At 62.0% G+C, this 24,575-nt stretch carries 23 protein-coding genes; 3 read left to right on the top strand and 20 right to left on the bottom strand.

Going from position 1 to position 24,575, the window contains the following annotated elements:
- Positions 1–2: 2 nt before the first annotated feature.
- The 6 genes from AC0R79_RS06620 to ppc all read right to left on the bottom strand — a co-directional run bounded on the left by AC0R79_RS06620 (position 3) and on the right by ppc (position 6,593).
- The gene (locus tag AC0R79_RS06620) at positions 3–824 is read right to left on the bottom strand and encodes an isocitrate lyase/PEP mutase family protein (RefSeq protein ID WP_474733772.1); all 822 of its coding nucleotides are present in this window, start codon (positions 822–824) and stop codon (positions 3–5) included.
- Positions 825–856: 32 nt separating this feature from the next.
- Positions 857–1,717, bottom strand: a complete 861-nt coding sequence (locus AC0R79_RS06615; RefSeq protein WP_474733770.1) for a DUF72 domain-containing protein — start codon at positions 1,715–1,717, stop codon at positions 857–859.
- The gene (locus tag AC0R79_RS06610; RefSeq protein WP_007954720.1) at positions 1,717–2,025 is read right to left on the bottom strand and encodes a hypothetical protein; all 309 of its coding nucleotides are present in this window, start codon (positions 2,023–2,025) and stop codon (positions 1,717–1,719) included. Before AC0R79_RS06610 ends, AC0R79_RS06615 begins: the two co-directional genes overlap by 1 nt.
- A 230-nt stretch (positions 2,026–2,255) precedes the next feature.
- Positions 2,256–2,930 carry a tRNA (adenosine(37)-N6)-threonylcarbamoyltransferase complex dimerization subunit type 1 TsaB gene (tsaB, locus tag AC0R79_RS06605; protein ID WP_007954718.1) on the bottom strand — a complete coding sequence of 225 codons (675 nt, stop codon included), beginning with the start codon at positions 2,928–2,930 and terminating at the stop codon, positions 2,256–2,258.
- A gap of 93 nt (positions 2,931–3,023) precedes the next feature.
- Positions 3,024–3,674 carry an adenylate kinase gene (gene adk, locus AC0R79_RS06600; protein ID WP_064593717.1) on the bottom strand — a complete coding sequence of 217 codons (651 nt, stop codon included), beginning with the start codon at positions 3,672–3,674 and terminating at the stop codon, positions 3,024–3,026.
- A 288-nt stretch (positions 3,675–3,962) separates the two neighbouring features.
- Positions 3,963–6,593 (bottom strand): phosphoenolpyruvate carboxylase, encoded by a 2,631-nt coding sequence (gene ppc, locus AC0R79_RS06595; protein WP_474733767.1) that lies wholly within the window; start codon positions 6,591–6,593, stop codon positions 3,963–3,965.
- A gap of 214 nt (positions 6,594–6,807) precedes the next feature.
- Between ppc and AC0R79_RS06590 the strand changes: the two genes are divergently transcribed.
- The 3 genes from AC0R79_RS06590 to lptF all read left to right on the top strand — a co-directional run bounded on the left by AC0R79_RS06590 (position 6,808) and on the right by lptF (position 8,773).
- A complete protein-coding gene (locus tag AC0R79_RS06590) occupies positions 6,808–7,152 on the top strand; it encodes a hypothetical protein (RefSeq protein WP_011332654.1) in 345 nt (114 codons plus the stop codon).
- A 366-nt stretch (positions 7,153–7,518) separates the two neighbouring features.
- A complete protein-coding gene (locus AC0R79_RS06585; RefSeq protein WP_007954708.1) occupies positions 7,519–7,923 on the top strand; it encodes a DUF4398 domain-containing protein in 405 nt (134 codons plus the stop codon).
- Between the two features lie 55 nt (positions 7,924–7,978).
- Positions 7,979–8,773 (top strand): lipotoxin F family OmpA-related lipoprotein LptF, encoded by a 795-nt coding sequence (gene lptF, locus AC0R79_RS06580; protein WP_085609173.1) that lies wholly within the window; start codon positions 7,979–7,981, stop codon positions 8,771–8,773.
- 67 nt (positions 8,774–8,840) lie between these two features.
- On the opposite strand, the gene AC0R79_RS06575 is transcribed toward lptF, so the two are convergent.
- From AC0R79_RS06575 to AC0R79_RS06510, 14 genes are all read right to left on the bottom strand, one after another.
- Entirely contained in the window at positions 8,841–9,170 is a 330-nt protein-coding gene (locus tag AC0R79_RS06575) for a PA3694 family proteiin (RefSeq protein WP_085609172.1), read from the bottom strand.
- A complete protein-coding gene (locus AC0R79_RS06570; RefSeq protein WP_127797039.1) occupies positions 9,167–10,081 on the bottom strand; it encodes an alpha/beta hydrolase in 915 nt (304 codons plus the stop codon). Before AC0R79_RS06570 ends, AC0R79_RS06575 begins: the two co-directional genes overlap by 4 nt.
- Before the next feature lie 169 nt (positions 10,082–10,250).
- The gene (locus AC0R79_RS06565; protein WP_011332649.1) at positions 10,251–11,528 is read right to left on the bottom strand and encodes a flavohemoglobin expression-modulating QEGLA motif protein; all 1,278 of its coding nucleotides are present in this window, start codon (positions 11,526–11,528) and stop codon (positions 10,251–10,253) included.
- A 33-nt stretch (positions 11,529–11,561) separates the two neighbouring features.
- Positions 11,562–12,116: a hypothetical protein gene (locus AC0R79_RS06560; protein ID WP_474733763.1), complete on the bottom strand. Its 555-nt coding sequence runs from the start codon at positions 12,114–12,116 to the stop codon at positions 11,562–11,564.
- A gap of 148 nt (positions 12,117–12,264) precedes the next feature.
- Positions 12,265–12,969 (bottom strand): TetR/AcrR family transcriptional regulator, encoded by a 705-nt coding sequence (locus tag AC0R79_RS06555; RefSeq protein WP_011332647.1) that lies wholly within the window; start codon positions 12,967–12,969, stop codon positions 12,265–12,267.
- Between the two features lie 118 nt (positions 12,970–13,087).
- The gene (gene lysS, locus AC0R79_RS06550) at positions 13,088–14,590 is read right to left on the bottom strand and encodes a lysine--tRNA ligase (protein WP_007954693.1); all 1,503 of its coding nucleotides are present in this window, start codon (positions 14,588–14,590) and stop codon (positions 13,088–13,090) included.
- A gap of 69 nt (positions 14,591–14,659) precedes the next feature.
- Positions 14,660–15,755, bottom strand: a protein-coding gene (prfB, locus tag AC0R79_RS06545; RefSeq protein ID WP_102621447.1) for a peptide chain release factor 2 whose coding sequence is annotated in 2 segments (ribosomal slippage) — positions 14,660–15,682 and positions 15,684–15,755 — 1,095 coding nt in all. Because the reading frame shifts where the segments join, the coding sequence is not laid out codon by codon here.
- Between the two features lie 106 nt (positions 15,756–15,861).
- Positions 15,862–16,863: a response regulator gene (locus AC0R79_RS06540; RefSeq protein WP_011332645.1), complete on the bottom strand. Its 1,002-nt coding sequence runs from the start codon at positions 16,861–16,863 to the stop codon at positions 15,862–15,864.
- 48 nt (positions 16,864–16,911) lie between these two features.
- Positions 16,912–17,922, bottom strand: coding sequence for a chemotaxis response regulator protein-glutamate methylesterase (gene cheB / locus AC0R79_RS06535; RefSeq protein ID WP_007954689.1), 1,011 nt, complete (start codon positions 17,920–17,922; stop codon positions 16,912–16,914).
- A complete protein-coding gene (locus AC0R79_RS06530) occupies positions 17,919–20,213 on the bottom strand; it encodes a response regulator (RefSeq protein ID WP_474733759.1) in 2,295 nt (764 codons plus the stop codon). The genes cheB and AC0R79_RS06530 overlap by 4 nt, the downstream gene beginning before the upstream one ends.
- Entirely contained in the window at positions 20,210–20,893 is a 684-nt protein-coding gene (locus AC0R79_RS06525; protein ID WP_127797036.1) for a chemotaxis protein CheW, read from the bottom strand. Before AC0R79_RS06525 ends, AC0R79_RS06530 begins: the two co-directional genes overlap by 4 nt.
- The gene (locus AC0R79_RS06520; protein WP_221532933.1) at positions 20,890–22,167 is read right to left on the bottom strand and encodes a CheR family methyltransferase; all 1,278 of its coding nucleotides are present in this window, start codon (positions 22,165–22,167) and stop codon (positions 20,890–20,892) included. The genes AC0R79_RS06525 and AC0R79_RS06520 overlap by 4 nt, the downstream gene beginning before the upstream one ends.
- Positions 22,164–22,700, bottom strand: coding sequence for a chemotaxis protein CheW (locus AC0R79_RS06515; RefSeq protein WP_474733757.1), 537 nt, complete (start codon positions 22,698–22,700; stop codon positions 22,164–22,166). The genes AC0R79_RS06520 and AC0R79_RS06515 overlap by 4 nt, the downstream gene beginning before the upstream one ends.
- Positions 22,700–24,322 (bottom strand): methyl-accepting chemotaxis protein, encoded by a 1,623-nt coding sequence (locus AC0R79_RS06510; protein ID WP_127797034.1) that lies wholly within the window; start codon positions 24,320–24,322, stop codon positions 22,700–22,702. Before AC0R79_RS06510 ends, AC0R79_RS06515 begins: the two co-directional genes overlap by 1 nt.
- Positions 24,323–24,575: the final 253 nt, after the last annotated feature.

Below are 24,575 nucleotides of genomic sequence, written 5' to 3'. Positions count from 1 at the left end.
GCTCATCCCTTGAAGAATTGATTGGCCTTGGCGTACGGCATCGAACGAGAGGTAAAGGTGAACGTGCCGGACTGCTGGATTTCTTCAGCCGCGCGGAAAAACTCGCCGAACGCCGCCAGTGCCAGCGCCGAACCGGTGCTGATCCGCTTCACGCCCATTTCTTCGAGCTGCTGCACGGTCAGTTTCAAGCCGCCGGACATCAACACATTGACCGGTTTCGGCGCCACCGCGCGCACCACCGCCAGGACTTCTTCAGCCGTCCTCAAACCCGGAGCGTACAGCACGTCGGCGCCGGCTTCGGCAAAGGCCTGCAAGCGGCGGATGGTGTCGTTGATATCGGGATTGCCATGCAGGTAGTTTTCCGCACGGGCCGTCAGCATGAACGGAAAGGGCAAGGTGCGCACGGCAGCGACGGCGGCTTCGATCCGCGCCACGGCGTGTTCGAAGCAATAGATCCGCGACTCCTGCCGGCCGGTGGCATCTTCGATCGAGCCGCCCACGGCACCCGCCTCGGCTGCGCGGATCAGACTTTGAGCCGATTCGGCCGGGGCGTCGGCGAACCCATTTTCCAGATCCACCGCCACCGGCAGATCGGTGGCCGCAACAATCGCCCGGACATTGGCCAGCGTATCGTCGAGACTCAGGCCGCCATCGGGCTTGCCCTGGGAGAACGCATAACCGGCGCTGGTGGTCGCCAGCGCCTGATAGCCAAGACTGGCGAGCATCTTCGCGGAACCGGCATCCCATGGATTGGGAATCACGAAAATCCCGGGGCGTTCGTGCAGCGCTTTGAAAGTTTCGGCTTTACGGGCTTGAGCGTCCATCGGCAGGCTCCTGGGCAGGAAAAGAATCCGCCTCAGAGCAGGCCAAGTTGCTCAGCGGCGGGTTCTCTGTATAGCTCAGGCAAGGATTGCAGGCCAGGCAAACGTTGCATCAGTTGTGCGTGAAAACGTTGCGCCAGCTTCGCCGCGAGGAGGTTGTCGGCGGTGTGCAGGAAGATGTATGGCGTGCGGCCCTCTTCGATCCACTCGGCGATCTTCGTCACCCACGGCACCAGGAACGGGTCATTGGCCTCAAGCTCCGGATGGCCGATGAAGCGCACCTGCGGGAATTGAGTGAACGCTGCCGGACGCGTTGGTACGCGGGGCTTTTTCGATTGGGCGTGGATCACCGATGATTCGGTGGACAGACAACTGAACAGCGCGCGCGGATCGAGACAGATGCGCTCCACGCCGCGATCCAGCAAAAGCCGATTGAGCAGTCGCTCACTCTCACCCTTGGCGAAGAACTGTTCGTGGCGCACTTCCACCGCCAGCGGACAATCCAGCGCATCGATGAACGCGGCGAGCTCCGGCAAGCGGTGCGGGGTGAAGCTTTTCGACAGTTGCAGCCACATTGGCGAGACGCGCTCACCGAGCGGCTTGAGTAACTGGAGGAAGGTTTCAGCGGCGGTCAGTTGATCGCGCAAGTCGCCGCTGTGGCTGATGTCACCGGGGAACTTGGCGGTGAAGCGAAAGTGCTCAGGCATCACCTCGGCCCAACGCTGCACGGTGGCCGGCGACGGGCTGGCGTAGAAGGTCGTGTTGCCTTCCACGGCGTTGAACACTTGTGAATAGAGTCCGAGGAAATCGGAGGTCTTGGCGTCTACCGGATACAGATACTCGCGCCAGGCGTTTTCGCTCCAGGACGGGCAACCGAGGTAGTAAGGCAAACCCATCAGATGTACAGATCGAGGCCCAGCACGTCAGCATCCCAATCGACAAAACCGGCGGTGCTCAGGTAGCTGGCCAGGGCCATGGCCACGCTTTTCTTCATCGCACGGTGATAAATCATGTCTTGTTGGCGGGCGGGCAGATTGCTCAGGCGTTGCGCGGTGGCTTTGGCGGCACGGGCAGCCAGTTGCTCTTCGGTCGGGAATTCCAGCTCGCCGTCGATATCGTCGACAGACTCATCCAGCGCCGGATTGCCTTTGCGAGGCTTGCGCTTGATGGGGTAGGAATGAGTGGAAACGCCGTCTATACGCATAAAGTCATGCTCGGTATCGATGATGGCAATTTAGCGGCACCTGACCGACTTAGCAAATCGCCGAGTGATAACTAGAACACATAAAAGGCAAAAGGTTTAAAGCGCGGGGTTAGAAACGGACGATTGGCGTTTGCCGATGAGCGCATCGCGAGCAGGCTCGCTCCAACATGATTTGCGACACTCATGTGGGAGCGAGCCTGCTCGCGATTGGGAAAACTTGATTTCGAGGATCAACGAGCCTTGGGGGTGGCCACTTTGTCGCGCAGGTAAACCGGCTGGGCGTCGTCTGCCGGAATCGCTTCACCGCGCTCCCAGGCAAATCGCGCCAGGGTCAGCAGGTCTTCGGCATGGGGCAGCATGCCGGCATCGGATCCGCTCAGGTTTACAGCGATGCGTTCGCCATAACCCCAGCCCGTGCCGGCACCGAACCAGTCACCCGAAGCATCGTCCGGCAGCGCAGCGACTTCCGGCGGCAGCACCGCCTCGGCGCCGACCAGACGCATCTCCCCGGCCGTCTCGCGGTAGCAGCCCCAATACACCTCGTCCATCCGCGCATCGATGGCGGCCGCGACCTGGCTCACGCCGTGCTCGCGATAAGCCCGTTGCGCCAGCACGGCCAGGTTCGACACCGGCAACACCGGGCGATCCAGCGCAAAGGCCAGGCCTTGCACCACGCCAATGGCAATCCGCACACCGGTGAATGCGCCCGGGCCACGTCCGAAGGCGATGGCGTCCACCGCTTGCAGGGTGGTGCCGGCGTCGGCCAGCAGTTGCTGGATCATCGGCAGCAGTTTCTGCGCGTGCAGGCGCGGGATCACCTCGTAATGGCTCGTGACCTTGCCGTCATGCAGCAAGGCAACGGAGCAAGCTTCAGTCGCGGTGTCCAGGGCCAGCAAGGTGCTCATCGATGTGTCCGTAAATCAGGTGGGGAAAAGTGCGCCAGTATAAACAACTACGGCCCGCAAGCGGGCCGTGGATGATGCAGCGGATCAGGTTTTTCAGCTCAGGGCTTCAAGCACCTTGGCAGTGATCGCTTCAACCGAACCGACGCCAGGGATATGGCTGTACTTCGGCTTGCCACCGTTTTTGGCGGACAGGTTCTGGTAGAACTCCACCAGCGGCTTGGTCTGCGAATGGTAGACCGACAGGCGATGACGCACGGTTTCTTCGGTGTCGTCCTTGCGCTGCACCAGCTCTTCGCCGGTGATGTCGTCTTTGCCGGCCAGTTTCGGCGGGTTGTAGACGATGTGGTAAACGCGGCCGCTGGCCTCGTGAACGCGACGACCGGCGATACGCTGAACGATTTCTTCGTCTTCAACGGCGATTTCGACCACGGCGTCCAGCTCGACACCGGCAGTCACCAGCGCTTCAGCCTGAGGAATGGTGCGCGGGAAGCCATCGAACAGGAAACCCTTGGCACAATCGGCTTGAGCGATACGGTCCTTGACCAGCGCGATGATCAGGTCATCCGACACCAGGCCGCCGGCATCCATGATGCTCTTGGCCTTGATGCCCAGCTCGGTGCCGGCCTTGACCGCAGCACGCAGCATGTCGCCGGTGGAGATTTGCGGAATGCCGAATTTCTCGGTGATGAACTTAGCCTGAGTACCTTTACCGGCCCCGGGAGCTCCCAGCAGAATGACGCGCATCGATGTGCTCCTCAATTTTTTATATAAAAAACAATGGATTCGCCTCGTGGGGCCAATCTCATAAAACGGGTCGTGGCCGCCCAAACGGCCAAAGGCTGATCAAGATACACAGCAGGCTGCGCCCACACAAGACGCCAAAAGTCGGAGAAACCGGCGCCCGCCGCGACCTTGCGACGTGGTTCCCCAAGTCGCAACCCCATCATTAACTGTCGCCTGACCGCATTTTTCCTACAGTCAATAAACGGCACCCGAGGTTCGCCCCGGGTGCCCCGCCCCACGCAGAAAACCTTAGCCGGTATTTCGCAAACCGGCGGCAATCCCCGCCACAGACACCAGCAACGCCTGTTCCACCGGGCTGCCCTGCTCGACATTCTGCTGCCGCGAACGCGCCAGCAACTCGGCCTGCAATAGATGCAGCGGGTCGAGGTAGGTGTTGCGCAGACGGATGAATTCCAGGGTGTCTGGGCTATGTGCCAGTAGCTGCGACTGACCGGTCAGGCCGAGGACAACGGAACAGGCCTGCGACAATAGGTCGCGTAAGTGCGCACCCAACGGCAGCAACTCCGGCTCCACCAGACGCTCGTCGTAGGACTGCGCGATATCGGCGTCGGCCTTGGCCAGCACCATTTCCAGCATGTCGATGCGGGTGCGGAAGAACGGCCACTGCTCGCGCATCTGCCCCAGCAACTCGCCTTCGCCGCGCTCCAGCGCATTGTTCAGTGCGGTTTCCCAGCCGAGCCAGGCCGGCAGCATCAGGCGGGTCTGGGTCCAACCGAAGATCCACGGAATCGCCCGCAGGCTTTCGATGCCACCAGCACGGCGCTTGGCCGGACGGCTGCCCAATGGCAAGCGGCCCAACTCCTGCTCCGGTGTGGACTGGCGGAAATACTCGACGAATTGCGGATTCTCCCGCACCACCGCACGGTAAGCAGCGACGCCGTCGGCGGCCAGTTCGTCCATCAGATGCCGCCATTCGGGAGTCGGTGGCGGCGGAGGCAACAGGGTCGCTTCGAGCACCGCCGCCAGATACAGATTGAGGTTTTGCTCGGCGATGTCCGGCAGGCCGAATTTGAATCGAATCATTTCCCCCTGCTCGGTGGTGCGGAAACGTCCGGCCACCGACCCCGGCGGCTGCGACAGAATCGCCGCGTGCGCCGGACCGCCACCCCGGCCCACGGTGCCACCGCGACCGTGGAACAGCAGCAGTTCGACTTGCTGCTCACGGCAGATTTCCACCAGCCGCTCCTGCGCCCGGTACTGCGCCCAGGCCGCGGCGGTAGTGCCGGCGTCCTTGGCCGAGTCGGAATAGCCGATCATCACTTCCTGCGGGCCTTGCAGGCGCGCGCGGTAACCCGGCAGCAGCAACAGGCGCTCGATCACCGGGCCGGCGTTGTCGAGGTCGGCGAGGGTTTCGAACAGCGGCACCACGCGCATCGGCCGCAGTACGCCGGACTCCTTGAGCAGCAATTGCACCGCCAGCACATCGGAAGCGGCACCGGCCATGGAGATCACGTAGGAGCCCAGCGAAGCGCCCGGCGCGGCGGCGATTTCCTTGCAGGTGGCGAGCACTTCGGCGGTGTCGGCCGAGGGTTTGAAATGCGCCGGCAGCAGCGGCCGACGGTTTTGCAGTTCGCGGGTCAGGAAGCTGATGCGCTGTTCTTCGTCCCACTCCTCGTATTTGCCGAGGCCGAGGTAATCGGTGATTTCGCTCATGGCCGCGCTATGGCGGGACGAGTCCTGACGCACATCGAGTCGCACCAGGAACAGACCGAAGGTCACGGCCCGGCGCAGGCAATCGAGCAACGGCCCGTCAGCGATCACGCCCATGCCGCATTCGTGCAGCGAGTTGAAACACAGCTCCAGCGGATCGAGCAGGTCGCGGTTGTTGTGCAGCACGTCGGCCGGTGCCGGGGTGGTTGCGGTCAGCGATGCATGGGCCCAGTTACGTGTGGCGCGCAGCCGTTCACGCAATTGTTTGAGCACTGCCCGATACGGCTCGGCACTGTCGCCGGCCCGGGCCTTGAGCGCTTCGCTGGCCTGCTGCATCGAAAGTTCGGCCGCCAGGTGATCGACGTCACGCAGGTACAGATCCGCCGCCATCCAGCGTGCCAGCAACAGCACTTCGCGGGTCACGGCAGCGGTCACGTTCGGGTTGCCGTCACGGTCGCCGCCCATCCACGAAGCGAAGCGGATCGGCGCGGCTTCCAGCGGCAAGCGCAAACCGGTGGCGGCGAACAGCGCCTGATCGGCCTTACGCATATGGTGGGGAATCGCCTGCCACAGCGAATGTTCGATCACCGCAAACCCCCACTTGGCTTCGTCCACCGGGGTCGGTCGGGTGCGGCGGATTTCTTCGGTGTGCCAGGCTTCGGCGATCAGGCGTTGCAGGGTGTTGTGGATCTGCTCGCGTTCGGCCGTGGTCAAGTCACGATGATCTTGGGCTGCCAGTTGCGCGGCAATCGCGTCGTACTTCTGGATCAGCGTGCGCCGGGCCACTTCGGTCGGGTGCGCGGTGAGCACCAGTTCGATTTCCAGCCGCGCCAGTTGCCGGGCCAGGGATTCGGCGCTGTGCCCTTCGTTGCGCAGGCGGGCGAGCAGTTCCGGCAGCACGCGGGACTCGAACGGCGCGGCCTGGGTCTCTTCGCGGCGATGAATGAGCTGGTACTGCTCGGCGATGTTCGCCAGGTTGAGAAACTGGTTGAAGGCCCGCGCCACCGGCAGCAGTTCGTCTTCGCTCAATTGATTGAGGCTGGCGCTGAGTTCGGCGTCCATCGAGCCGCGCCGGTCGGCCTTGGCGCCCTTGCGAATCTGCTCGATCTTGTCGAGAAACGCCTCGCCGTACTGGTCACGAATGGTGTTGCCCAACAGTTCACCGAGCAGGTGAACGTCTTCGCGCAAGCGTGCATCAATATCGGTCATCAGCATCTCTCCAGCAGTAATCGGTGACGGATCGCAAGTGAGTGGATGAACAGAGAGTGCCGCTCTGGGACGCTTCTTACAAGCAGACGACGAAGGGACTTTAAACCTTGAGCGTTAAAGCTAGTCTCAACCGTAAGCCGCACAACGGCTTGCCGCCGGCTGACGCCGGACACTCACCAAGACCTGCCATGAGCAGGTGCGACATGAGGTTTTTATGAAAATCCGTGAACTCGCCCAGCATTGGGAAGAAACCGCCAAGGGTCGCCTGACCGATACCGGCTACACGATTCATCTGGATGTGGAAGCTGCCGCACGGCTGGCGGCGATCGCCGAGATGTACCCCAAACGTCACGCCGAAGAACTGCTCGGTGAATTGATCGGCGCCGCCCTCGAAGAGTTCGAAGCAAGCCTGCCGTATGTGAAAGGTTCGACCGTGGTCGCCACCGACGAGGAAGGCGATCCGCTGTATGAGGATGTCGGCCCGACGCCACGTTTTCTCGCGTTGTCGCGGCGTCATCTGCATGACTTGTCGGCGGCTGCCGGCAAGCAAAAACACTGACACTACAAAAATCGAAACGTGGGAGCGAGCTTGCTCGCGAAAGCGGTATGTCAGGCACTGTAGTGGTGACTGATCCATCGCTATCGCGAGCAAGCTCGCTCCCACATTGACTGTGTTCAGACTCAAAAAACGCACGCTTTATTACCCCGCGCGTACCACTCTCCCCCGTCAAAGTTCCCGGTTTAGAGCCTTGTCCACTTGGTCAGAATATTTTTTGGCGATGAGCCATCTTTTCTGAACTTTTGAAAATTGCCTTCGGTCGGAACAGGTAACCACGCCTGGAACGAGCGTTTCAAAACGCACTTGCACATGACGGTTGCGGCTCCGCTACCAGGATGGATTTCGAAGCTTTCAAGGAGTTAACCAATGGAGTTGAAGACCATGAAGACCCAAACCTCGTTCTCCCACCTGCGCGGTCTGAAACTGGCCGCTCTCGCCATCGGCACCAGCTTCGTGCTGGCCGGTTGCGCCGGCAATCCACCGACCGAGCAGTACGCCGTGACTCAATCGGCGGTCAACAGCGCGGTCAGCGCCGGCGGTACCGAATTCGCCGCCGTCGAGATGAAGCAAGCGCAGGACAAACTCAAACAAGCCGAAATCGCCATGCACGACAAGAAGTATGACGAGGCTCGCACATTGTCCGAACAGGCCGAGTGGGACGCTCGCGTAGCGGAACGCAAGGCTCAGGCGATGAAAGCCGAACAAGCGGTGAAGGATTCCCAGAAAGGTGTTCAGGAACTGCGTCAGGAAAGTCAGCGCACCGTGCAGTAAGCGCGCATCCCGACCGCAAGGCTGAAACTCTTATCGATAGAAAGGACGAACGATTATGCGTAAACAACTGATGATCCCCGCTCTCCTGGCCGCAAGCGTTGCCCTGGCTGCCTGCTCGACGCCGCCGAACCCGAACCTGGAACAGGCACGCACCAACTACGCCGGCCTGCAAGCCAACCCGCAGGCCAGCAAAGTCGCGGCGCTGGAAACCAAGGATGCCAGTGATTACCTGGACAAGGCCGACAAGGCTTATCTGGACAAGGAAGACCAGCACAAGGTCGACCAGCTGGCCTATCTGACCAACCAGCGCGTGGAAGTGGCCAAGCAGACCATCGCTCTGCGTACCGCTGAAGCCAATCTGAAGAACGCCGCCGCCCAACGTGCCCAGGCCCGTCTGGACGCTCGCGATCAGCAGATCAAGCAGCTGCAGGACAGCCTCAACGCCAAGCAGACCGATCGCGGTACTTTGGTGACCTTCGGTGACGTGCTGTTCGCCACCAACAAGGCCGACCTGAAATCCAGCGGTCTGGTGAACATCAACAAACTGGCGCAGTTCCTCCAGGAAAACCCAGATCGCAAAGTGATCGTCGAGGGCTACACCGACAGCACCGGCACGGCGAACTACAACCAGTCGCTGTCCGAGCGTCGCGCTACCTCGGTGCAGGTTGCACTGATCAAGATGGGTGTCGACCCATCGCGCATCGTCGCCCAGGGTTACGGCAAGGAATACCCGGTAGCGGATAACACCTCCGTCTCGGGCCGTGCCATGAACCGTCGGGTGGAAGTGACCATTTCCAACGACAACCAGCCAGTGGTACCGCGTTCGGCCGTGAGCTCGACCACGCACTGATTCGCTGAGCTGTAAATGAAAAGCCCCGCCTGAGTGATCAGGCGGGGCTTTTTTGTCTGACGCAGATTTACTCTTCGAGCTTCTGCGGCGTCTCCTGGCCCATGCAGCGCACGGCCTTTTTCTGGCTGTTGACCAGCACCCCGGTCAGGCCTTTCTGTTCGGTGTCGAACAGCACCAGCACGCCATCGATGCACTGCGCCACTTGCGGCGCCGGGGTCAGGGAGACTTTGTAGTCTTCGCCGGGAATGGTCTTGAGCATGGTGAATTCGTTGAGCAGCAACGCATCCTCGGGTTTGGCGAAGTGCAGGTAGCCGTAGTACCACAGGGCGCCGACGGTGCCGAGGATGCTGCAGATGCCGGTGATGATCAGCGGGATGGCGTTACGTTCTTCACTCATTGCGGACTCTCTGGTGGTTCGTCTTCAGAATTCGGGGGTGTCGGATAATTCGGGATCTCGCCGAGGCGGCGCAGGCCGTTGAAGTGTTCGGGATCGTCAAGGTAGCGCAGCATCACCTGACGCCAGACCGGATCGCCGAAGGTCTGCACATGGCCGCCGCGAGTCAGTTGCAGCACGCGCGGTGGCGGCGCAGCTTGATACAGACGGATGCCGTTGGAAAGGGGCACCAGAGGATCGTCAAGGCTGTGGAAGATCAGTTTCGGCACGCCGTTGAGCTGCGGCATCGCGTTGATCGCACTGTCGCCATCCGGCACCAGCCACGACAGCGGCACCTGAAACGGCCAGGTCAGCCACGAAGTGCTGAGGGCGTATTGGCCGACGCTGCGGTAACTGGCAGGCACACCGTCGAGCACCAGGGCCTTGAGCTGTTTTTGTCTTTCCGGATGTTGCACCAGCCAATGCACGGCCATTGCACCACCCAAGCTCTGGCCGAGCAGGATCAGCGGTTTGCCTTTGACCTCAGGCGCCTTGTCCAGCCAGGCGAAGGCGGCATCGATGTCCTGATAGATCGCCGGCAGGCTCGGTTCGCCCTCGGACAAGCCGTAACCGCGATAGTCCACCAGCAGCACTTGATAGCCGTTTTTCGGCAGCCACCAGCTTCCGCCCAGGTGCATCGGCAGATTGCCGCCGTTGCCGTGCAGATGCAGCACCGTGCCCTTGACCTCGACCCCGGGCTTGGCCGGCAGCCACCAGGCGTTCAGTTTGAGGCCGTCGGCGGTGGTCAGGGTGACGGTGCGGTATTCGAGTTTGGCCTTTTCCGGGGTGAAGATCTGACCGGGCTCGGGGTAGAACAGCAAGGAGCTGCAACCGCCGAGGGTCAGGAGCAGGCAAAGGATGCCGAGGATTCTCATCCGGTGAAACCTCGCAAAATTTCGGGTTGGAATTCAGTAGATCGCTCCCATGCTCTGCGTGGGAACGCCGCCATGGACGCTCCGCGTCCACTGTGACGCGGAGCGTCACGGGATGCATTCCCACGCAGAGCGTGGGAACGATCAACGTGGGAACGATCAATCGGTGTTGTTACAGGATGTTGGAGTAATCCGCCTCGATCCGGTCCAGGCTCAAGTGATTGAGGAAGTTGGAGAAGCACATCCACGCCGACAGCGCGTTCATGTCGCGGAACTGGTCCGGCAGGTACTTGGGCGGCACCACCAGGCCTTCGTCCACCAGCTGACGCAGGGTTCGCATGTCCTCAAGCGTGGTCTTGCCGCAGAACAGCAACGGGATCTGTTCGAGCTTGCCCTTGCGCACGGCCAACTGAATGTAGTTGTAAACCATGATGAAGCCCTTGAGGTAGGACAAGTCTTTGGTGAATGGCAGACCGGTCGGTGTCGATCCACGGAAAACCCGACTGGCGTTGCCGTAGCTTTCCGCCATCTCGAAGCCCTGCTCGCGGAAGAACTCGAAGATCTGCAGGAAGTCAGCGCCCTCCTCGACCATGTGAATGGCGCGGGTGCGGTTGGTCAGTTTGCGCAGGCGGCTCGGGTAGGAGGCGAAGGTGATGATTTCCATCAGGATCGCCAGACCTTCCTGAGTCACCGTCGACGAGGGCGGGCCCTTAGACAGGAAGGTGCAGATCGGCTGGTTCAAACCGTTGAGCGTGGTGCCGACATGCACCAGGCCTTCGTGGACTTCCAGCGCCCGCACGTCACGGTCGTTGAACATCGCGTCGGTGCGGATCTTGATGTAGTCGGCGCCCGCCGCCGCGTCGGCGACGATGCCGTCGGACTCGAACACGCGGATGGTTTCCTCGGCCTCGCCGAACACCTTGTTCAGACGAGTTTGCAGCAGGTGCACGGCGTCCTTGGCGGTAAGGGTCTTCGGTTCGTCCTTCAGATCGCCACGACCGTCGATGTTGTTCAGGTAATCCGACATCATCAGGCCGAGGTCGGCCAGGGTCGGGTCACCGGCGTGGAACGCGTCGGACGCGGCGCCATACAGTTCCTGGGAAATCAGGCCGAAATCCTCGGTGCCGCGCGCTTCGAGCATGCGCACCACCATCCGGTATTCCTTGCACATGCGACGCATGATCTGGCCGACCGGGTTGAACTGGCCGAGCTGACGGGTGATGTCGCGCTCGATGTTCTGGAATTCCAGCTTGACCTTGCTCGAATCGAAGGACAGCGGCCGGTTGAGGTAGTAGTCGCGATCCACCGCCGGCAATTCCTTACCCTTGGCCTTGAGGAAACCCTTGCGGATGTTCTCGTCCCACTTGACCGCGTCGAGCACGCGGATCGGCGTCTGCGCCAGCACTATGCGATCGGACAGAATGCGTATCGTCTGCTGGTAATCGTCCACCCGAAACTCCTGTAGAAAACGTGACGAACTGAATTATTTGGCTTTGGCCTGATGCTGATAGCGCGCCGCTTCGACGAAAACGTCGGAATTTGCCGGGTCGTCGAGGTAAGCAAAGACCTTTTCAAGCGGGCTGTCGACCTGCACGCCCTCGCCGTCATCGGTCTGGAAGCCTTGGCCGTCGAGGGTCTTCTGGGCGATGGCCTGGTTGATCTGTTCGAGGTCGAGGTTGTAGATCACCAGTTCGCGCTTGTCGGTGATCTCGAAGCCGGCGATGGTGAAGTGCCCGCCGTATTGCGCCGGCACCTTCGCCGACAGGTACCAGCGGCTGCCGTGGCGCGACACCGTGAACGGATAGGCTTCACGCTCGCGGGGTTTGGCTTTGAAGTATGCAACCGCCTGATAGCGATCGTTGCCCAGGCGCGTCAATTCCAGATTCATCGGCTCGCCCCAGGCATTGGTGCTCGACCATTGGCCGAGCAGGCCCTTGGGCGCCGGTTCACTGGCGGGCAGCGGTTCGCGGAAGGTCACCAGACAACCGCTGAGCAGCAGGAACGACAAGGCGATCAGCACGCCACGCCAGGCTTTCATTCGACACTCCCTTGAACACCCGTTTCTTCTGATCGTTCCTACGCTCTGCGTGGGAATGCATACAGTGACGCTCTGCGTCACAGTGGACGCGGAGCGTCCATGGCGGCATTCCCACGCAGAGCGTGGGAACGATCAACCAGGGATTGCGTTACACCGACGCGAGTACCAGGTGCATATAGCGCGTCAGAATGCCGAGCATGTCCTCTTCGGCCAAAGGCTCGGCGTCGTTGAGCAGGCCCTGATATTCCATCCGTCCGATAATCGCCGTCAACACCTTGGCATCCTGCTGCGGCTCGCGCGAGCCCAATACCTGGAACAACTGGCAGGTGCCCTGCAGCAGAATCTGCTGGTGGGAACGCACCAGTTCCGCCAGACGCGGGTTGAGCAGCGCTTCCTGGCGGAACGCCTGCTCGGCCATCAAGTGCTCGCGACGGTTGACCAGTTGCCGATGCACGTAGTCAGCCATCAACCGCGCGATATCGTCGGCCAGTTGCGAACGCGACTCCGGGCTGCCGTCGCCACTGACCACCATTTCGCGCAGCAGGCCTTCGTTGTTGATCCACAGCTTGGCCATGTAGGCCGCGCTGCGTTCGACGTACTGGGCGAAGGTATCGGTGAGCAGGTCATCGATGTCCTTGAAGTAATACGTGGTGGCCGACAGCGGCACGCCGGCCTCGGCCGCCACCGCCCGGTGACGCACGGCCCGCACACCGTCGCGCACGACAATGCGCATCGCCGCATCGAGAATGTCCTGTCGACGCTGTTCACTGCCCTGCCGGCTGGCCTTGCGGCCCTGGTACTGAACACTTTCAGCGACCGCAGTGGCGATTCCCGCTGCACCCTCTTGAGCCATTGCACCGATCACGACAGGCATACCTCTGTTGTTTTCTTCAAAATTAACCATTTGATACGTTTGTACCAGACAGGCAATAAAAAGCCGCCCATTTCAGGCGGCTTTTTTATTGAAACACTTACGCTTGTGGCCGCATGTGCGGGAACAGGATCACGTCGCGGATCGACGGGGAGTTGGTCAGCAGCATCACCAGACGGTCGATGCCGATACCTTCGCCGGCCGTTGGCGGCATGCCGTACTCCAGCGCGCGAACGAAGTCGGCGTCGTAGTGCATGGCTTCGTCGTCGCCGGCGTCCTTGTCGGCCACCTGCGCCATGAAGCGCTCGGCCTGGTCTTCCGCATCGTTCAGCTCGGAGTAGGCGTTGGCGATTTCACGGCCGCCGATGAACAGCTCGAAGCGGTCGGTGACGTTCGGGTTGTCGTCGTTGCGACGGGCCAGCGGCGACACTTCGAACGGGTACTGGGTAATGAAGTGCGGCTGTTCCAGCTTGTGCTCGACCAGCTCTTCGAAAATCATCACCTGCAGCTTGCCCAGACCTTCGAAGCCCAGCACCTTGGCACCGGCCTTCTTGGCGATGGCGCGAGCCTTGTCGATGTCGTTCAGGTCATCGGCGGTCAGCTCAGGGTTGTACTTGAGGATCGAGTCGAACACCGACAGGCGCACGAACGGCTCGCCGAAGTGGAACACCTTGTCGCCGTACGGCACGTCGGTGCTGCCCAGAACCAGCTGCGCCAGTTCGCGGAACAGTTCTTCGGTCAGGTCCATGTTGTCTTCGTAGTCGGCGTAAGCCTGGTAGAACTCCAACATGGTGAATTCAGGGTTGTGACGAGTCGAAACGCCTTCGTTACGGAAGTTGCGGTTGATCTCGAACACTTTTTCGAAACCGCCAACCACCAGACGCTTGAGGTACAGCTCTGGGGCGATACGCAGGAACATTTCCATGTCCAGCGCGTTGTGGTGGGTTTCGAACGGCTTGGCCGCGGCGCCGCCAGGAATGGTCTGCAGCATCGGCGTTTCGACTTCGAGGAAGTCGCGCTTCATCAGGAAGCTGCGGATGTGCGCGATCACTTGCGAACGGACGCGGAAGGTCTGGCGCACGTCTTCGTTGACGATCAGGTCAACGTAGCGCTGACGGTAGCGCTGTTCGGTGTCGGTCAGGCCGTGGTGCTTGTCCGGCAGCGGGCGCAGGGATTTGGTCAGCAGGCGCACGCTGGTCATCTCGACGTACAGATCGCCCTTGCCGGAGCGGGCCAGGGTGCCTTCGGCGGCGATGATGTCGCCCATGTCCCAGGTTTTCACCGCGGCCAGGGTTTCTTCGGACAGGGTCTTGCGGTTGACGTAGACCTGGATGCGACCGGTCATGTCCTGGATCACCATGAACGAGCCACGGTTGAGCATGATGCGACCTGCAACCTTGACCGGGATCGCAGCCTCTGCCAGCTCTTCCTTGGTCTTGTCCGCGTACTGTTTCTGCAGTGCTTCGCAGTAGTTTTCGCGGCGGAAGTCGTTCGGGAAGGCATTGCCCTTGGCGCGCTCGGCAGCAAGCTTTTCCTTGCGCAGGGCGATCAGGGAGTTTTCTTCCTGTTGCAGGGCTTGCGGGTCGAGTTGTTGGTCGCTCATGTCTTTAAATATTCCATCACAGGTTCGTTGCCCCCGCCGATGGCGGGGGACTTGAGGTCGGGTGAAAGCTTACAGGCCCGATTTCAGGCTGGCTTCCAGGTATTCGTCGATGTCGCCGTCGAGCACCTTGTCGCAGTCACTGCGTTCGATGTTGGTGCGCAGATCCTTGATCCGCGACGCATCGAGCACGTACGAACGGATCTGGTGACCCCAGCCGATATCCGACTTGGTGTCTTCCAGCGCCTGGGACGCCGCGTTGCGCTTCTGCATTTCCTGCTCGTACAACTTGGCCCGCAGCATTTTCATGGCGGTGTCCTTGTTGGCGTGCTGGGAACGTTCGTTCTGGCAGCTCACCACGGTGTTGGTCGGTACGTGGGTGATACGTACGGCCGAGTCGGTGGTGTTTACGTGCTGACCACCGGCACCGGAGGAACGATAGGTGTCGATCCGCAAGTCTGCCGGGTTGATTTCGATTTCCACCTTGTCGTCGATCTCTGGCGAGACGAAAACCGCGGAAAACGAGGTGTGGCGACGGTTGCCGGAGTCGAACGGGCTCTTGCGCACCAGACGGTGCACGCCGATCTCGGTACGCAGCCAGCCAAAGGCGTATTCGCCCTTGATGTGCACGGTCGCACCCTTGATCCCGGCGACTTCACCGGCCGACAGCTCCATGATGGTCGCGTCGAAACCGCGTTTGTCGGCCCAGCGCAGGTACATGCGCAGCAGGATGTTGGCCCAGTCCTGGGCTTCGGTGCCGCCGGAACCGGCCTGGATGTCCAGGTAGGCGTTGTTCGGGTCCATCTCGTGGCTGAACATACGGCGGAATTCGAGCTTGGACAGGGACTCTTCGAGACCTTGAAGGACTTCGACGACGTCGTTGACCGCGCCCTCGTCGTTCTCTTCAACGGCCATGTCCAGCAGCTCGCGGCAATCGGCCAGGCCACCGTTCAGTTCGTCGAGGGTATCGACGATCTGCGCCAGCGCAGCGCGCTCGCGGCCCAGTTCCTGGGCGTATTCAGGTTTGTTCCAGACTGCAGGATCTTCAAGCTCGCGATTGACTTCGATCAGACGCTCATGCTTTTGATCGTAGTCAAAGATACCCCCGAATAGTTTCGGAGCGCTCGGACAGGTCCTTGATGGTGTTCAGGATCGGGTTGATTTCCATGACGGGCAGCACTCGTTGGCGAACTTTTGAAAGCCGGCGAGTATAACGTAATCAAGCTGTCACGGCAGCCCGTCTGGCGGCTCTTGAGGCGAATGAACCCAATGGTTCATTCGATCCCCACCTGATTGCGCCCGTTGTTCTTGGCCAGGTACAGGCCGCGGTCCGCCGCCGAGATCAGCAGCCGGCAGTCGCTGCCCGACTCCGGCACCATGGTTGCCAGGCCGATGCTGATGGTCAGGCTCGAGCCTTCAGCGGGGGCATTGTGCGGAATCTTCAGCGCCGCGACCGTCTGGCGCAGCTTTTCCGCCACCAGTCGGGCCCCGCCCGGCGAGGTGTTGGGCAACACCAGCGCAAATTCTTCGCCGCCATAACGCGCCGGCAGATCGGACGGCCGGGCACTGGCCTCGCGGATCGCCGTGGCGACCTTGCGCAACGCTTCGTCGCCTTCAACGTGGCCGAAGGTGTCGTTGTAGGACTTGAAGTAATCGACGTCGATCATCAGCAGCGACAACTGGCTCTGGTCGCGCAACGAACGGCGCCATTCCAGCTCCAGGTATTCATCGAAATGCCGGCGGTTGGACAGCCCGGTCAGGCCGTCGGAGTTCATCAGCCGTTGCAGGACGAGGTTGGTATCAAGCAATTGCTGCTGGCTGACCCGCAACGCGCGGTACGCCGCGTCCCGTTGCAGCAACGTCATGTAGGAGCGCGAGTGATAACGGATGCGCGCCACCAGCTCGATGTTGTCCGGCAGCTTCACCAGATAATCGTTGGCCCCGGCCGAGAACGCCGCGCTCTTGATCAGCGGGTCTTCCTTGGTCGACAGAACGATGATCGGAATGTCCTTGGTCGCCGGGTGATTGCGGTATTCGCGCACCAGGCTCAGGCCGTCGAGGCCGGGCATCACCAGATCCTGCAGGATCACGGTCGGCTTGATCCGCACCGCGTGGGCCACGGCAAGATGCGGGTCGGAGCAGAAGTGGAAGTCGATGTTCTCTTCATTCGACAGCCCACGGCGTACGGCTTCGCCGATCATCGCCTGATCGTCCACCAACAACACCATGGCGGCGTTCTCGTCGGTTTTGATGTCATCGATCTGTAAGTCATTCATGGGCGGTCACCTGAGTGCTGCGGGGGCCAGGATTGCGGATGGATGTGTTCATTTGGGGAAAATCTCCAGCAATCGTGGCGCTATCTTTTCCAGTGGACGGATTTCTACGGCCGCGTCGATGGCTGCGGCAGCCTTGGGCATGCCGTACACCGCACTGCTTTGCTGATCCTGCGCGATGGTCAGGTAACCCTGTTGGCGCATGAGCTTAAGCCCTTGAGCCCCGTCGCGTCCCATCCCTGTCAATAAAACCCCTACTGCGTCACCGTTCCAGTAATTGGCGACGCTTTCGAAAAACACGTCGATCGAGGGGCGGTAGATCTCGTTGACCGGCTCGGCGGTGTAGGCCAGCGTGCCGTTCTTGAGCAAACGAATATGGTGGTTGGTGCCGGCCAGCAGCACCGCGCCGGCCTGCGGCGGTTCGCCTTCGCGGGCCAGACGCACGTCCAGGCCGCTGGCGCTGGCCAGCCATTCAGCCATGCCGGCGGCAAACACCTGGTCGACATGCTGCACCAGCACGATGGCCGCCGAAAAGTGGCGTGGCAGGCCTTTGAGCAAGACCTCCAGCGCCGCCGGGCCACCGGCCGAAGAGCCGATCGCCACCAGCCGCTGGCGCGAGGCGGTACTGCGTGGTGTCGCAGGTGCGGGACGTGAGCGGGCGGTTTTCTCGCCGATCAGCCAGCCGATATTGAGGATCTTGCGCAGCAGCGGCGCCGCCGCTTCCTGAGGATTGCCACCGCCGATGGCCGGGGTGTCGACCACATCCAGCGCGCCGTGGCCCATGGCTTCGAACACCCGGTGCACGTTCTGCTGGCGGTCCACGGTGACGATGACGATCGCGCACGGGCTTTCAGCCATGATCCGGCGGGTGGCCTCGACGCCGTCCATCACCGGCATGATCAGGTCCATCAGGATCAGGTCCGGAGTGTTTTCCGCGCACAGGCGCACCGCTTCGGCGCCGTTGCTGGCGACCCACACCACCTGATGCGCCGGCTCGAAGGCCAGCGCACGGCGCAGGGCCTCCACCGCCAGAGGCATGTCGTTGACGATTGCGATCTTCATGCCCGCGCTCCTCCGATGAGCTCAACCACCGCGTCGAGCAGGGCGTCGTCATGAAAACTGGCCTTGGCTAGATAATAGTCGGCGCCGGCGTCCAGTCCACGGCGGCGGTCTTCCTCGCGATCCTTGTAGGACACCACCATCACCGGCAGCGATTGCAGACGGTTGTCGCGGCGCAGCAGCGAGACCAGTTCGATGCCGTCCATGCGCGGCATGTCGATGTCGGTGATCAGCAGATCGAAGTCCTCTGAGCGCAGGGCGTTCCAGCCGTCCATGCCGTCCACCGCGACGGCCACGTCGTAGCCGCGATTGAGCAGCAGCTTGCGTTGCAGTTCGCGCACGGTCAGCGAATCGTCGACCACCAGAATCCGCTTGCGTGCCGCTTCTGCGGCCTGATGGCCGTGACGCGCGATGCGCTCCAGACGCCCGGTGTTGAGCAGTTTGTCCACCGAACGCAGCATGTCTTCGACGTCGACGATCAGCACCACCGAGCCATCGTCGAGCAAGGCACCGGCGGAAATGTCCTGCACCTTGCCCAGCCGTTCGTCCAGCGGCAGCACCACCAGCGTGCGCTCGCCGATGAAGCGCTCGACCGCCACGCCGTAGATTGCATCGCGCTCGCGGATCACCACGACTTTCAGGGTATCGCCGCTGTTCTGACTGGCCGGACGCTGCAACAACTGACTGGCCGCAACCAGCCCGACGTGCCGGCCTTCGTGCCAGAAATGCTGGCGCCCTTCGACCTGCACAATGTCCTCCGGCGCCAGGTCGCACATGCGCTCGATGTGCGCCAGCGGGAAGGCGTAGGCCTCGTCGCCGACTTCCACCACCAGGCTGCGTACAACGGAAAGCGTCAGCGGCACTTCCAGATGGAAACGACTGCCCTCGCCCGCCGTCTGCTCCAGCACCACCGCACCGCGCAACTGGCGGACCATGTGCTGAACGGCGTCGAGGCCGACGCCACGGCCGGACACTTCGGTGACCTTGTCGCGCAGGCTGAAGCCCGGCAGGAACAGGAAGGTCAGCAGTTCTTCTTCGCTCAACTGGGCGGCGGTTTCGGCCGGCGACAACTGGCGTTCAACGATGCTGCGGCGGACCTTTTCCAGATCCACGCCATTGCCGTTGTCGCTCAACTCCAGCACCAGCAGACCGGCCTGATGCGAGGCACGCAGACGGATCAGGCCTTCTTCGGACTTGCCTTTGAGCCGGCGTTCTTCCGGGGTTTCGATGCCGTGATCGACCGCGTTGCGCAGCAGGTGCGTCAGCGGTGCTTCGAGTTTTTCCAGTACATCGCGGTCGACCTGAGTCTTCTCGCCCTCGATTTCCAACCGCACCTGTTTGCCGAGGCTGCGACCGAGGTCGCGCACCATCCGCACCTGCCCGGACAGCACATCGGCGAACGGCCGCATGCGGCAGGCCAGCGCGGTGTCGTAGAGCACTTGCGCGCGCTGACTCGCTTGCCAGGCGAACTCGTCCAGTTCGGCGTTTTTCTCTGCCAGCAACTGCTGGGATTCGGCGAGCAAACGGCGCGCGTCTTCCAGCGCCTCTTGAGCCTCAAGGCTCAGGGCGTGTTCCTTGAGATGAACGTTAAGACTTTCCAGCGCCCGCAGGCCGTTGTTCTGCATGCGCTTGAGGCGCTGCATGGTGGCCAGGTGCGGTTTGAGGCGCTGGGTTTCCACCAGGGATTTGCTCGACAGATCGAGCAGGCTGTTCAGGCGTTCTGCCGTGACCCGAAGCACCCGCTCGCCACCTTCGGTGGTGCGCTTGCTCTTGCGCGGTGCGGGTTCCGGCTCGGCAACCTCGACAGGAATTTCAACCGGTGCGGGCTCAACCACCGGCGGTGGCTGAAGCTGCAACTCCGCCATCACTGGAGCACTCGGAGCGGCGGGCACCACGGCCGGTGCCGTCGGATCGAGCAAACCGCCCATCAACGCCACGTAAGCCTCGATGTCCGCCGGCTGCGGGCCATTGGCCGGGGTGGCGATGCGCATCAGCAAATCGGTGCCCTGCAACAACGCGTCTATATGTTCCGGGCGCAGGAACAACCGCCCTTCCTGAGCGCTGACCAGACAATCTTCCATCACGTGGGCGACGCTGACGCCGCTGTCGATGCCGACGATCCGCGCCGCGCCTTTCAGCGAGTGCGCCGCACGCATGCACGACTCGAGCTGATCGGCCTGGGTCGGGTTGCGCTCCAGCGCCAGCAGCCCGGCGCTGAGCACCTGGGTCTGGGCTTCGGCTTCGAGGCTGAACAGCTCGAGCAAGGAGGCGTCGCGCATTTGCTCGGGGGTCATGTGAGGCTCCGGGACACGGCGGACAACAGCTGTTCTTCATCCAGCCAACGCAGGCTGCGACCTTTGAAAGGCAGCACGCCTCGGGTGTATTTGGCGCTGGCCTGTGCGCCGGAACGTGACGCGGCATCGAGGATTCGCTCGTCGATGGCGTGAATCCCGTCGACTTCGTCCACCGGCACCACCACCGGCCCGCCCTGGGCCGAGATGATCAGCATGCGCGGCATGATTCGCGCGCCGGTCGCCGGGGCTACGTTGCTGTCGAGGTCGAGCAGTTCGACCAGCGACAGACACGCCACCAGCGCACCGCGCACGTTCGCCACGCCGAGCAAGGCTCGGGAGCGCTGGTGCGGCAGCGAGTGAATCGCCTGCAACGGCGCAACCTCCACCAGACTGCGGGTGGCCAGGCCGAGCCATTCTTCGCCGAGGCGGAACATCAATAGCGAACGGGTCTTCAGCTCGGCTTCGACCTGGGTCGCCACCGGATCACGCTCATCCTGCTGCAACGCATAGCGGTCGAGCAAACGCGTGGCCGCGGCGGAATACACCGAGCAATTGCGGCAATGGATGTGCTCGCCCAGCAGCGGACAGGACTTGTCGCCGTGGATGCCGATGCGATTCCAGCAATCGTCGATGGCCCGGGCGTCTTCGTGGGTGACGTTCAAGGTGTCGGACGGGATCATCGTTTACGCTCACTGTCGGCGGTGCGGTCGCTGCGGGCGGCGCGCTCCTGCAATCGTCTGGCGCCGGCCGTGTCGCCCTGGGCCTGCAGCAATGCAGCCAGGTGCATCAAGGCTTCGGGGTGTTGCGGTTCGAGGTACAGCGCCTTGCGGTAAAAGCCCTGGGCTTCGAGGGCGCTGCCGGCGACATCGCTCAGCAGGCCGAGCCAGTAAAACACCTGGGCCACCGGCTCATGACTGCGCAAATACTGTTCGCACGCGGCCCGGGCCTCGGCACTTTTGCCTTCGTTGGCCAGGGCGGCGATGTTGGCCAGCAACGTCGCGGCGTCGGGATTAGTGCTTTTAGCTGTCGCCGGCATCGGCGTCACGCCAGCAAACGGACGATTGCGCACCGGCGGCGGTGGCGTGCTGCGCACCGGTTGGCGCACAGGCAACGGCACCGGAATCGCGGTCGGCATCGGCAACGGTTCGAGCTGCGGCTCGCTATGACGACTGAAGGCGAATGACTGCGGAATCCCGATCGAACGCATGCCCAACCGCCCGAGCAGGCTGCCCTCGGCCGGGCCGATAAACAGCACGCCATCGACATGGGTCAGGCGCTTCAGCACTGCGAACACCTGCTGTTGGGTTGGCTGATCGAAATAGATCAGCAGGTTGCGGCAGAACACGAAATCGAACGGCGGCTCGTTGACCAGCAATGAAGGATCAAGCACGTTGCCGACATGCAGGCGCACCTGCTCGCGGACAATTTCATTCACCCGATAGCCTTCGTTCTCGGCGAAAAAATGCCGCTCACGAAAGTCCAGTTCCTGGCCGCGAAATGAGTTCTTGCCGTATAGCGCGCGCCGCGCCTTGTCCACTGACAAGGGGCTGACGTCCATGCCATCGACTTTGAATTGATGGGGCTTGAGGCCCGCATCGAGCAAGGCCATGGCAATCGAATAGGGTTCTTCCCCGGTGGAACACGGCAGGCTGAGGATGCGCAGCGCACGCATGTTGTTCAGTTCGCCCAGACGTTTGCGCGCCAGTTTGCCGAGGGTGGCGAAGGATTCCGGGTAACGGAAAAACCAGGTCTCGGGGACGATCACCGCTTCGATCAGCGCCTGCTGTTCATCCCGCGAGCCTTGCAGCGTCTGCCAGTACTCATCGGCATTCACGGTTTGCGACAGGGTGATGCGCTGGCGCACGGCCCGTTCGATGATCGCCGGGCCGACCGAAGCGACGTCGAGGCCGATGCGTTCCTTGAGGAAATCGAAGAAGCGCTGGTCGCTGCTCATGGCTGCTCCTCAAGCCGCGCCGGGTCCAGCGGTGGCGACGGGAACAGCAGCGTACGCACCGACTCGTCCAGCAAGTCGTTGACCCGCACCCACTGCACCAGCCCTTGGGCGTCTTCACGCACCGGGCCGAGGTACGGCGCCTGACGATTGTCGAGGCCGTACGGCCGGAAATCCTCCGGGTTGCAGCGCAGGGTGTCGGTGGCCTGTTCAAGGATCAGGCCCAGCCATTGCGAGGGTTGCGAGTCATCTGCGTGGTAATGCACCAGTACCAGTCGCGTGCTGGTGCGCGCTTCGGCAGGATGGCCGAAGGTCAGGGCACTGAGGTCGATCACCGGCACCACCGTGCCGCGATAGGCAAACACCCCCGCCACCCAGTGCGGCGCCCGGGCAATCGGCTTCAACGGCAGGCGCGGCAGCACTTCGGCCACTTCCGTGGCGCGCAAGGCGTAGCGTTCGCTGCCGATGCGAAACAGCAGGAACAACGCCTGCTTCGCCACCGGTGCAGCGCTGCGTTTGGCGGTGATTTCGCTCATCAGACTTTGAATCGCGAAACGCCGCTGCGCAGGCCCACGGCCACCTGGCTCAGTTCGTCGATGGCGAAACTGGCCTGACGCAACGACTCGACCGTCTGGCTGCTGGCATCACCCAGCTGCACCAGCGCGTGGTTGATCTGCTCGGCACCGGTGGCCTGGGCCTGCATGCCCTCGTTGACCATCAACACCCGCGGCGCCAGCGCCTGCACTTGATGGATGATCTGCGACAGCTGCTCGCCGACCTGCTGCACTTCGGCCATGCCGCGACGCACTTCCTCGGAGAACTTGTCCATGCCCATCACCCCGGCGGACACCGCCGACTGGATCTCGCGGACCATCTGTTCGATGTCGTAAGTCGCGACAGCGGTCTGATCCGCCAGACGCCGCACTTCGGTGGCGACCACGGCGAAACCGCGACCGTATTCGCCGGCCTTCTCCGCTTCGATCGCGGCGTTCAGGGACAGCAGGTTGGTCTGGTCGGCGACCTTGACGATGGTCACGACCACCTGATTGATGTTGCCGGCCTTCTCGTTGAGGATCGCCAGTTTGGCGTTTACCAGATCCGCCGCGCCCATCACCGAGTGCATGGTGTCTTCCATGCGCGCCAGGCCTTGCTGCCCGGAACCGGCCAGCACCGAGGCCTGATCGGCGGCGGTGGAGACTTCGGTCATGGTGCGCACCAGATCACGGGAGGTCGCCGCGATCTCGCGGGACGTCGCGCCGATTTCAGTCGTGGTGGCGGCGGTTTCGGTGGCGGTCGCCTGTTGTTGCTTGGACGTAGCGGCGATCTCGGTCACCGACGTGGTGACCTGCACCGACGAGCGCTGGGCCTGGGACACCAGCGAAGTGAGCTCGGTCATCATGTCGTTGAAGCCGGTTTCCACGGCGCCGAACTCGTCCTTGCGGTCGAGGTTCAAGCGGCTGCTGAGGTCGCCGGTGCGCATGATTTCGAGGATCTGCACGATGCGGTTCATCGGCGCCATGATCGCGCGCATCAGCAGCAGACCGCAGAGGCCGGCCGCCAGCACGGCGATCAGCAACGAGATGAACATGCTGACCTTGGCCGCCGATACCGCTTCGTCAATGTTGGCCATGGCCTGATCGGCGACTTTCTTGTTCTCGCCAATGATGTCGTTGAGTTTCATCCGGCCGCTGTACCAGGTCGGCGTCAGTTTCTCATTGAACAGCTTGACCGCATCGGCTTCCAGATTGCGTTTGTGCAAGTCCAGAACCGAGTTCTGGATCTGCATGTAAGCGTCGTGATACTTCTCGAAAGCAGCGAATTCGTTACGGTCTTCATCCGTCGCCATAGTGCTGCGGTAGTTGGCCATCTGCTCCTGCAAGCGGGTTTCGAACGCCTTGTAGTCCGCCGCATCTTCAGTGCTGATGCCCTCGCCCTGCTTGAGGCCGAGCAACTCCTGGGTCTGCAGATAACTGTCGACCCACGCGCCACGAATCATCGAGCTGTAATAGACGCCGGGAATCGCGTCGTCACGGACGCTGTTTTCACTGGCTTCGATCTTCAGCAGCCGCGAATACGAGACGACCACCATCAGCAGCATGATGGCGATAATCACCGCAAAGCTCGCCAAAATGCGTTGGCGCAACGTCCAGTTCTTCACAGTCAGTCCTCGGGGCGGGTCGAAATGCGGGGGAGTATAGCTGAGGGCGGTGTTTCATTTATAAGACGGTTTGCCGCGCTCTGGCCTTCCGGTCATAAAACACGACGGGCTCTGGACTGGGACTTTCCGGCAATCAGCGGTCGGCGTACCAGTGACGCAATGGCAAAAAGGGGCGATGGATTGGCCATTTCAGCTGCCGCAACGAAAGAACCCGCCATCCTGTGCGGGATCGCGGGTTCTGATATCGCTGACA

The organism is Pseudomonas sp. HD57-3 (genome assembly GCF_056113135.1).
This window is presented reverse-complemented; position numbering and strand designations above follow the sequence as displayed.

Coding starts and splice junctions, on each gene's coding strand:
- AC0R79_RS06620 (WP_474733772.1), bottom strand. CDS start 824: ATGGACGCTCAAGCCCGTAAAGCCGAAACTTTCAAAGCGCTGCACGAA.
- AC0R79_RS06615 (WP_474733770.1), bottom strand. CDS start 1,717: ATGGGTTTGCCTTACTACCTCGGTTGCCCGTCCTGGAGCGAAAACGCC.
- AC0R79_RS06610 (WP_007954720.1), bottom strand. CDS start 2,025: ATGCGTATAGACGGCGTTTCCACTCATTCCTACCCCATCAAGCGCAAG.
- tsaB (WP_007954718.1), bottom strand. CDS start 2,930: ATGAGCACCTTGCTGGCCCTGGACACCGCGACTGAAGCTTGCTCCGTT.
- adk (WP_064593717.1), bottom strand. CDS start 3,674: ATGCGCGTCATTCTGCTGGGAGCTCCCGGGGCCGGTAAAGGTACTCAG.
- ppc (WP_474733767.1), bottom strand. CDS start 6,593: ATGACCGATATTGATGCACGCTTGCGCGAAGACGTTCACCTGCTCGGT.
- AC0R79_RS06590 (WP_011332654.1), top strand. CDS start 6,808: ATGAAAATCCGTGAACTCGCCCAGCATTGGGAAGAAACCGCCAAGGGT.
- AC0R79_RS06585 (WP_007954708.1), top strand. CDS start 7,519: ATGGAGTTGAAGACCATGAAGACCCAAACCTCGTTCTCCCACCTGCGC.
- lptF (WP_085609173.1), top strand. CDS start 7,979: ATGCGTAAACAACTGATGATCCCCGCTCTCCTGGCCGCAAGCGTTGCC.
- AC0R79_RS06575 (WP_085609172.1), bottom strand. CDS start 9,170: ATGAGTGAAGAACGTAACGCCATCCCGCTGATCATCACCGGCATCTGC.
- AC0R79_RS06570 (WP_127797039.1), bottom strand. CDS start 10,081: ATGAGAATCCTCGGCATCCTTTGCCTGCTCCTGACCCTCGGCGGTTGC.
- AC0R79_RS06560 (WP_474733763.1), bottom strand. CDS start 12,116: ATGAAAGCCTGGCGTGGCGTGCTGATCGCCTTGTCGTTCCTGCTGCTC.
- AC0R79_RS06555 (WP_011332647.1), bottom strand. CDS start 12,969: ATGGCTCAAGAGGGTGCAGCGGGAATCGCCACTGCGGTCGCTGAAAGT.
- lysS (WP_007954693.1), bottom strand. CDS start 14,590: ATGAGCGACCAACAACTCGACCCGCAAGCCCTGCAACAGGAAGAAAAC.
- AC0R79_RS06540 (WP_011332645.1), bottom strand. CDS start 16,863: ATGAATGACTTACAGATCGATGACATCAAAACCGACGAGAACGCCGCC.
- cheB (WP_007954689.1), bottom strand. CDS start 17,922: ATGAAGATCGCAATCGTCAACGACATGCCTCTGGCGGTGGAGGCCCTG.
- AC0R79_RS06530 (WP_474733759.1), bottom strand. CDS start 20,213: ATGACCCCCGAGCAAATGCGCGACGCCTCCTTGCTCGAGCTGTTCAGC.
- AC0R79_RS06525 (WP_127797036.1), bottom strand. CDS start 20,893: ATGATCCCGTCCGACACCTTGAACGTCACCCACGAAGACGCCCGGGCC.
- AC0R79_RS06520 (WP_221532933.1), bottom strand. CDS start 22,167: ATGAGCAGCGACCAGCGCTTCTTCGATTTCCTCAAGGAACGCATCGGC.
- AC0R79_RS06515 (WP_474733757.1), bottom strand. CDS start 22,700: ATGAGCGAAATCACCGCCAAACGCAGCGCTGCACCGGTGGCGAAGCAG.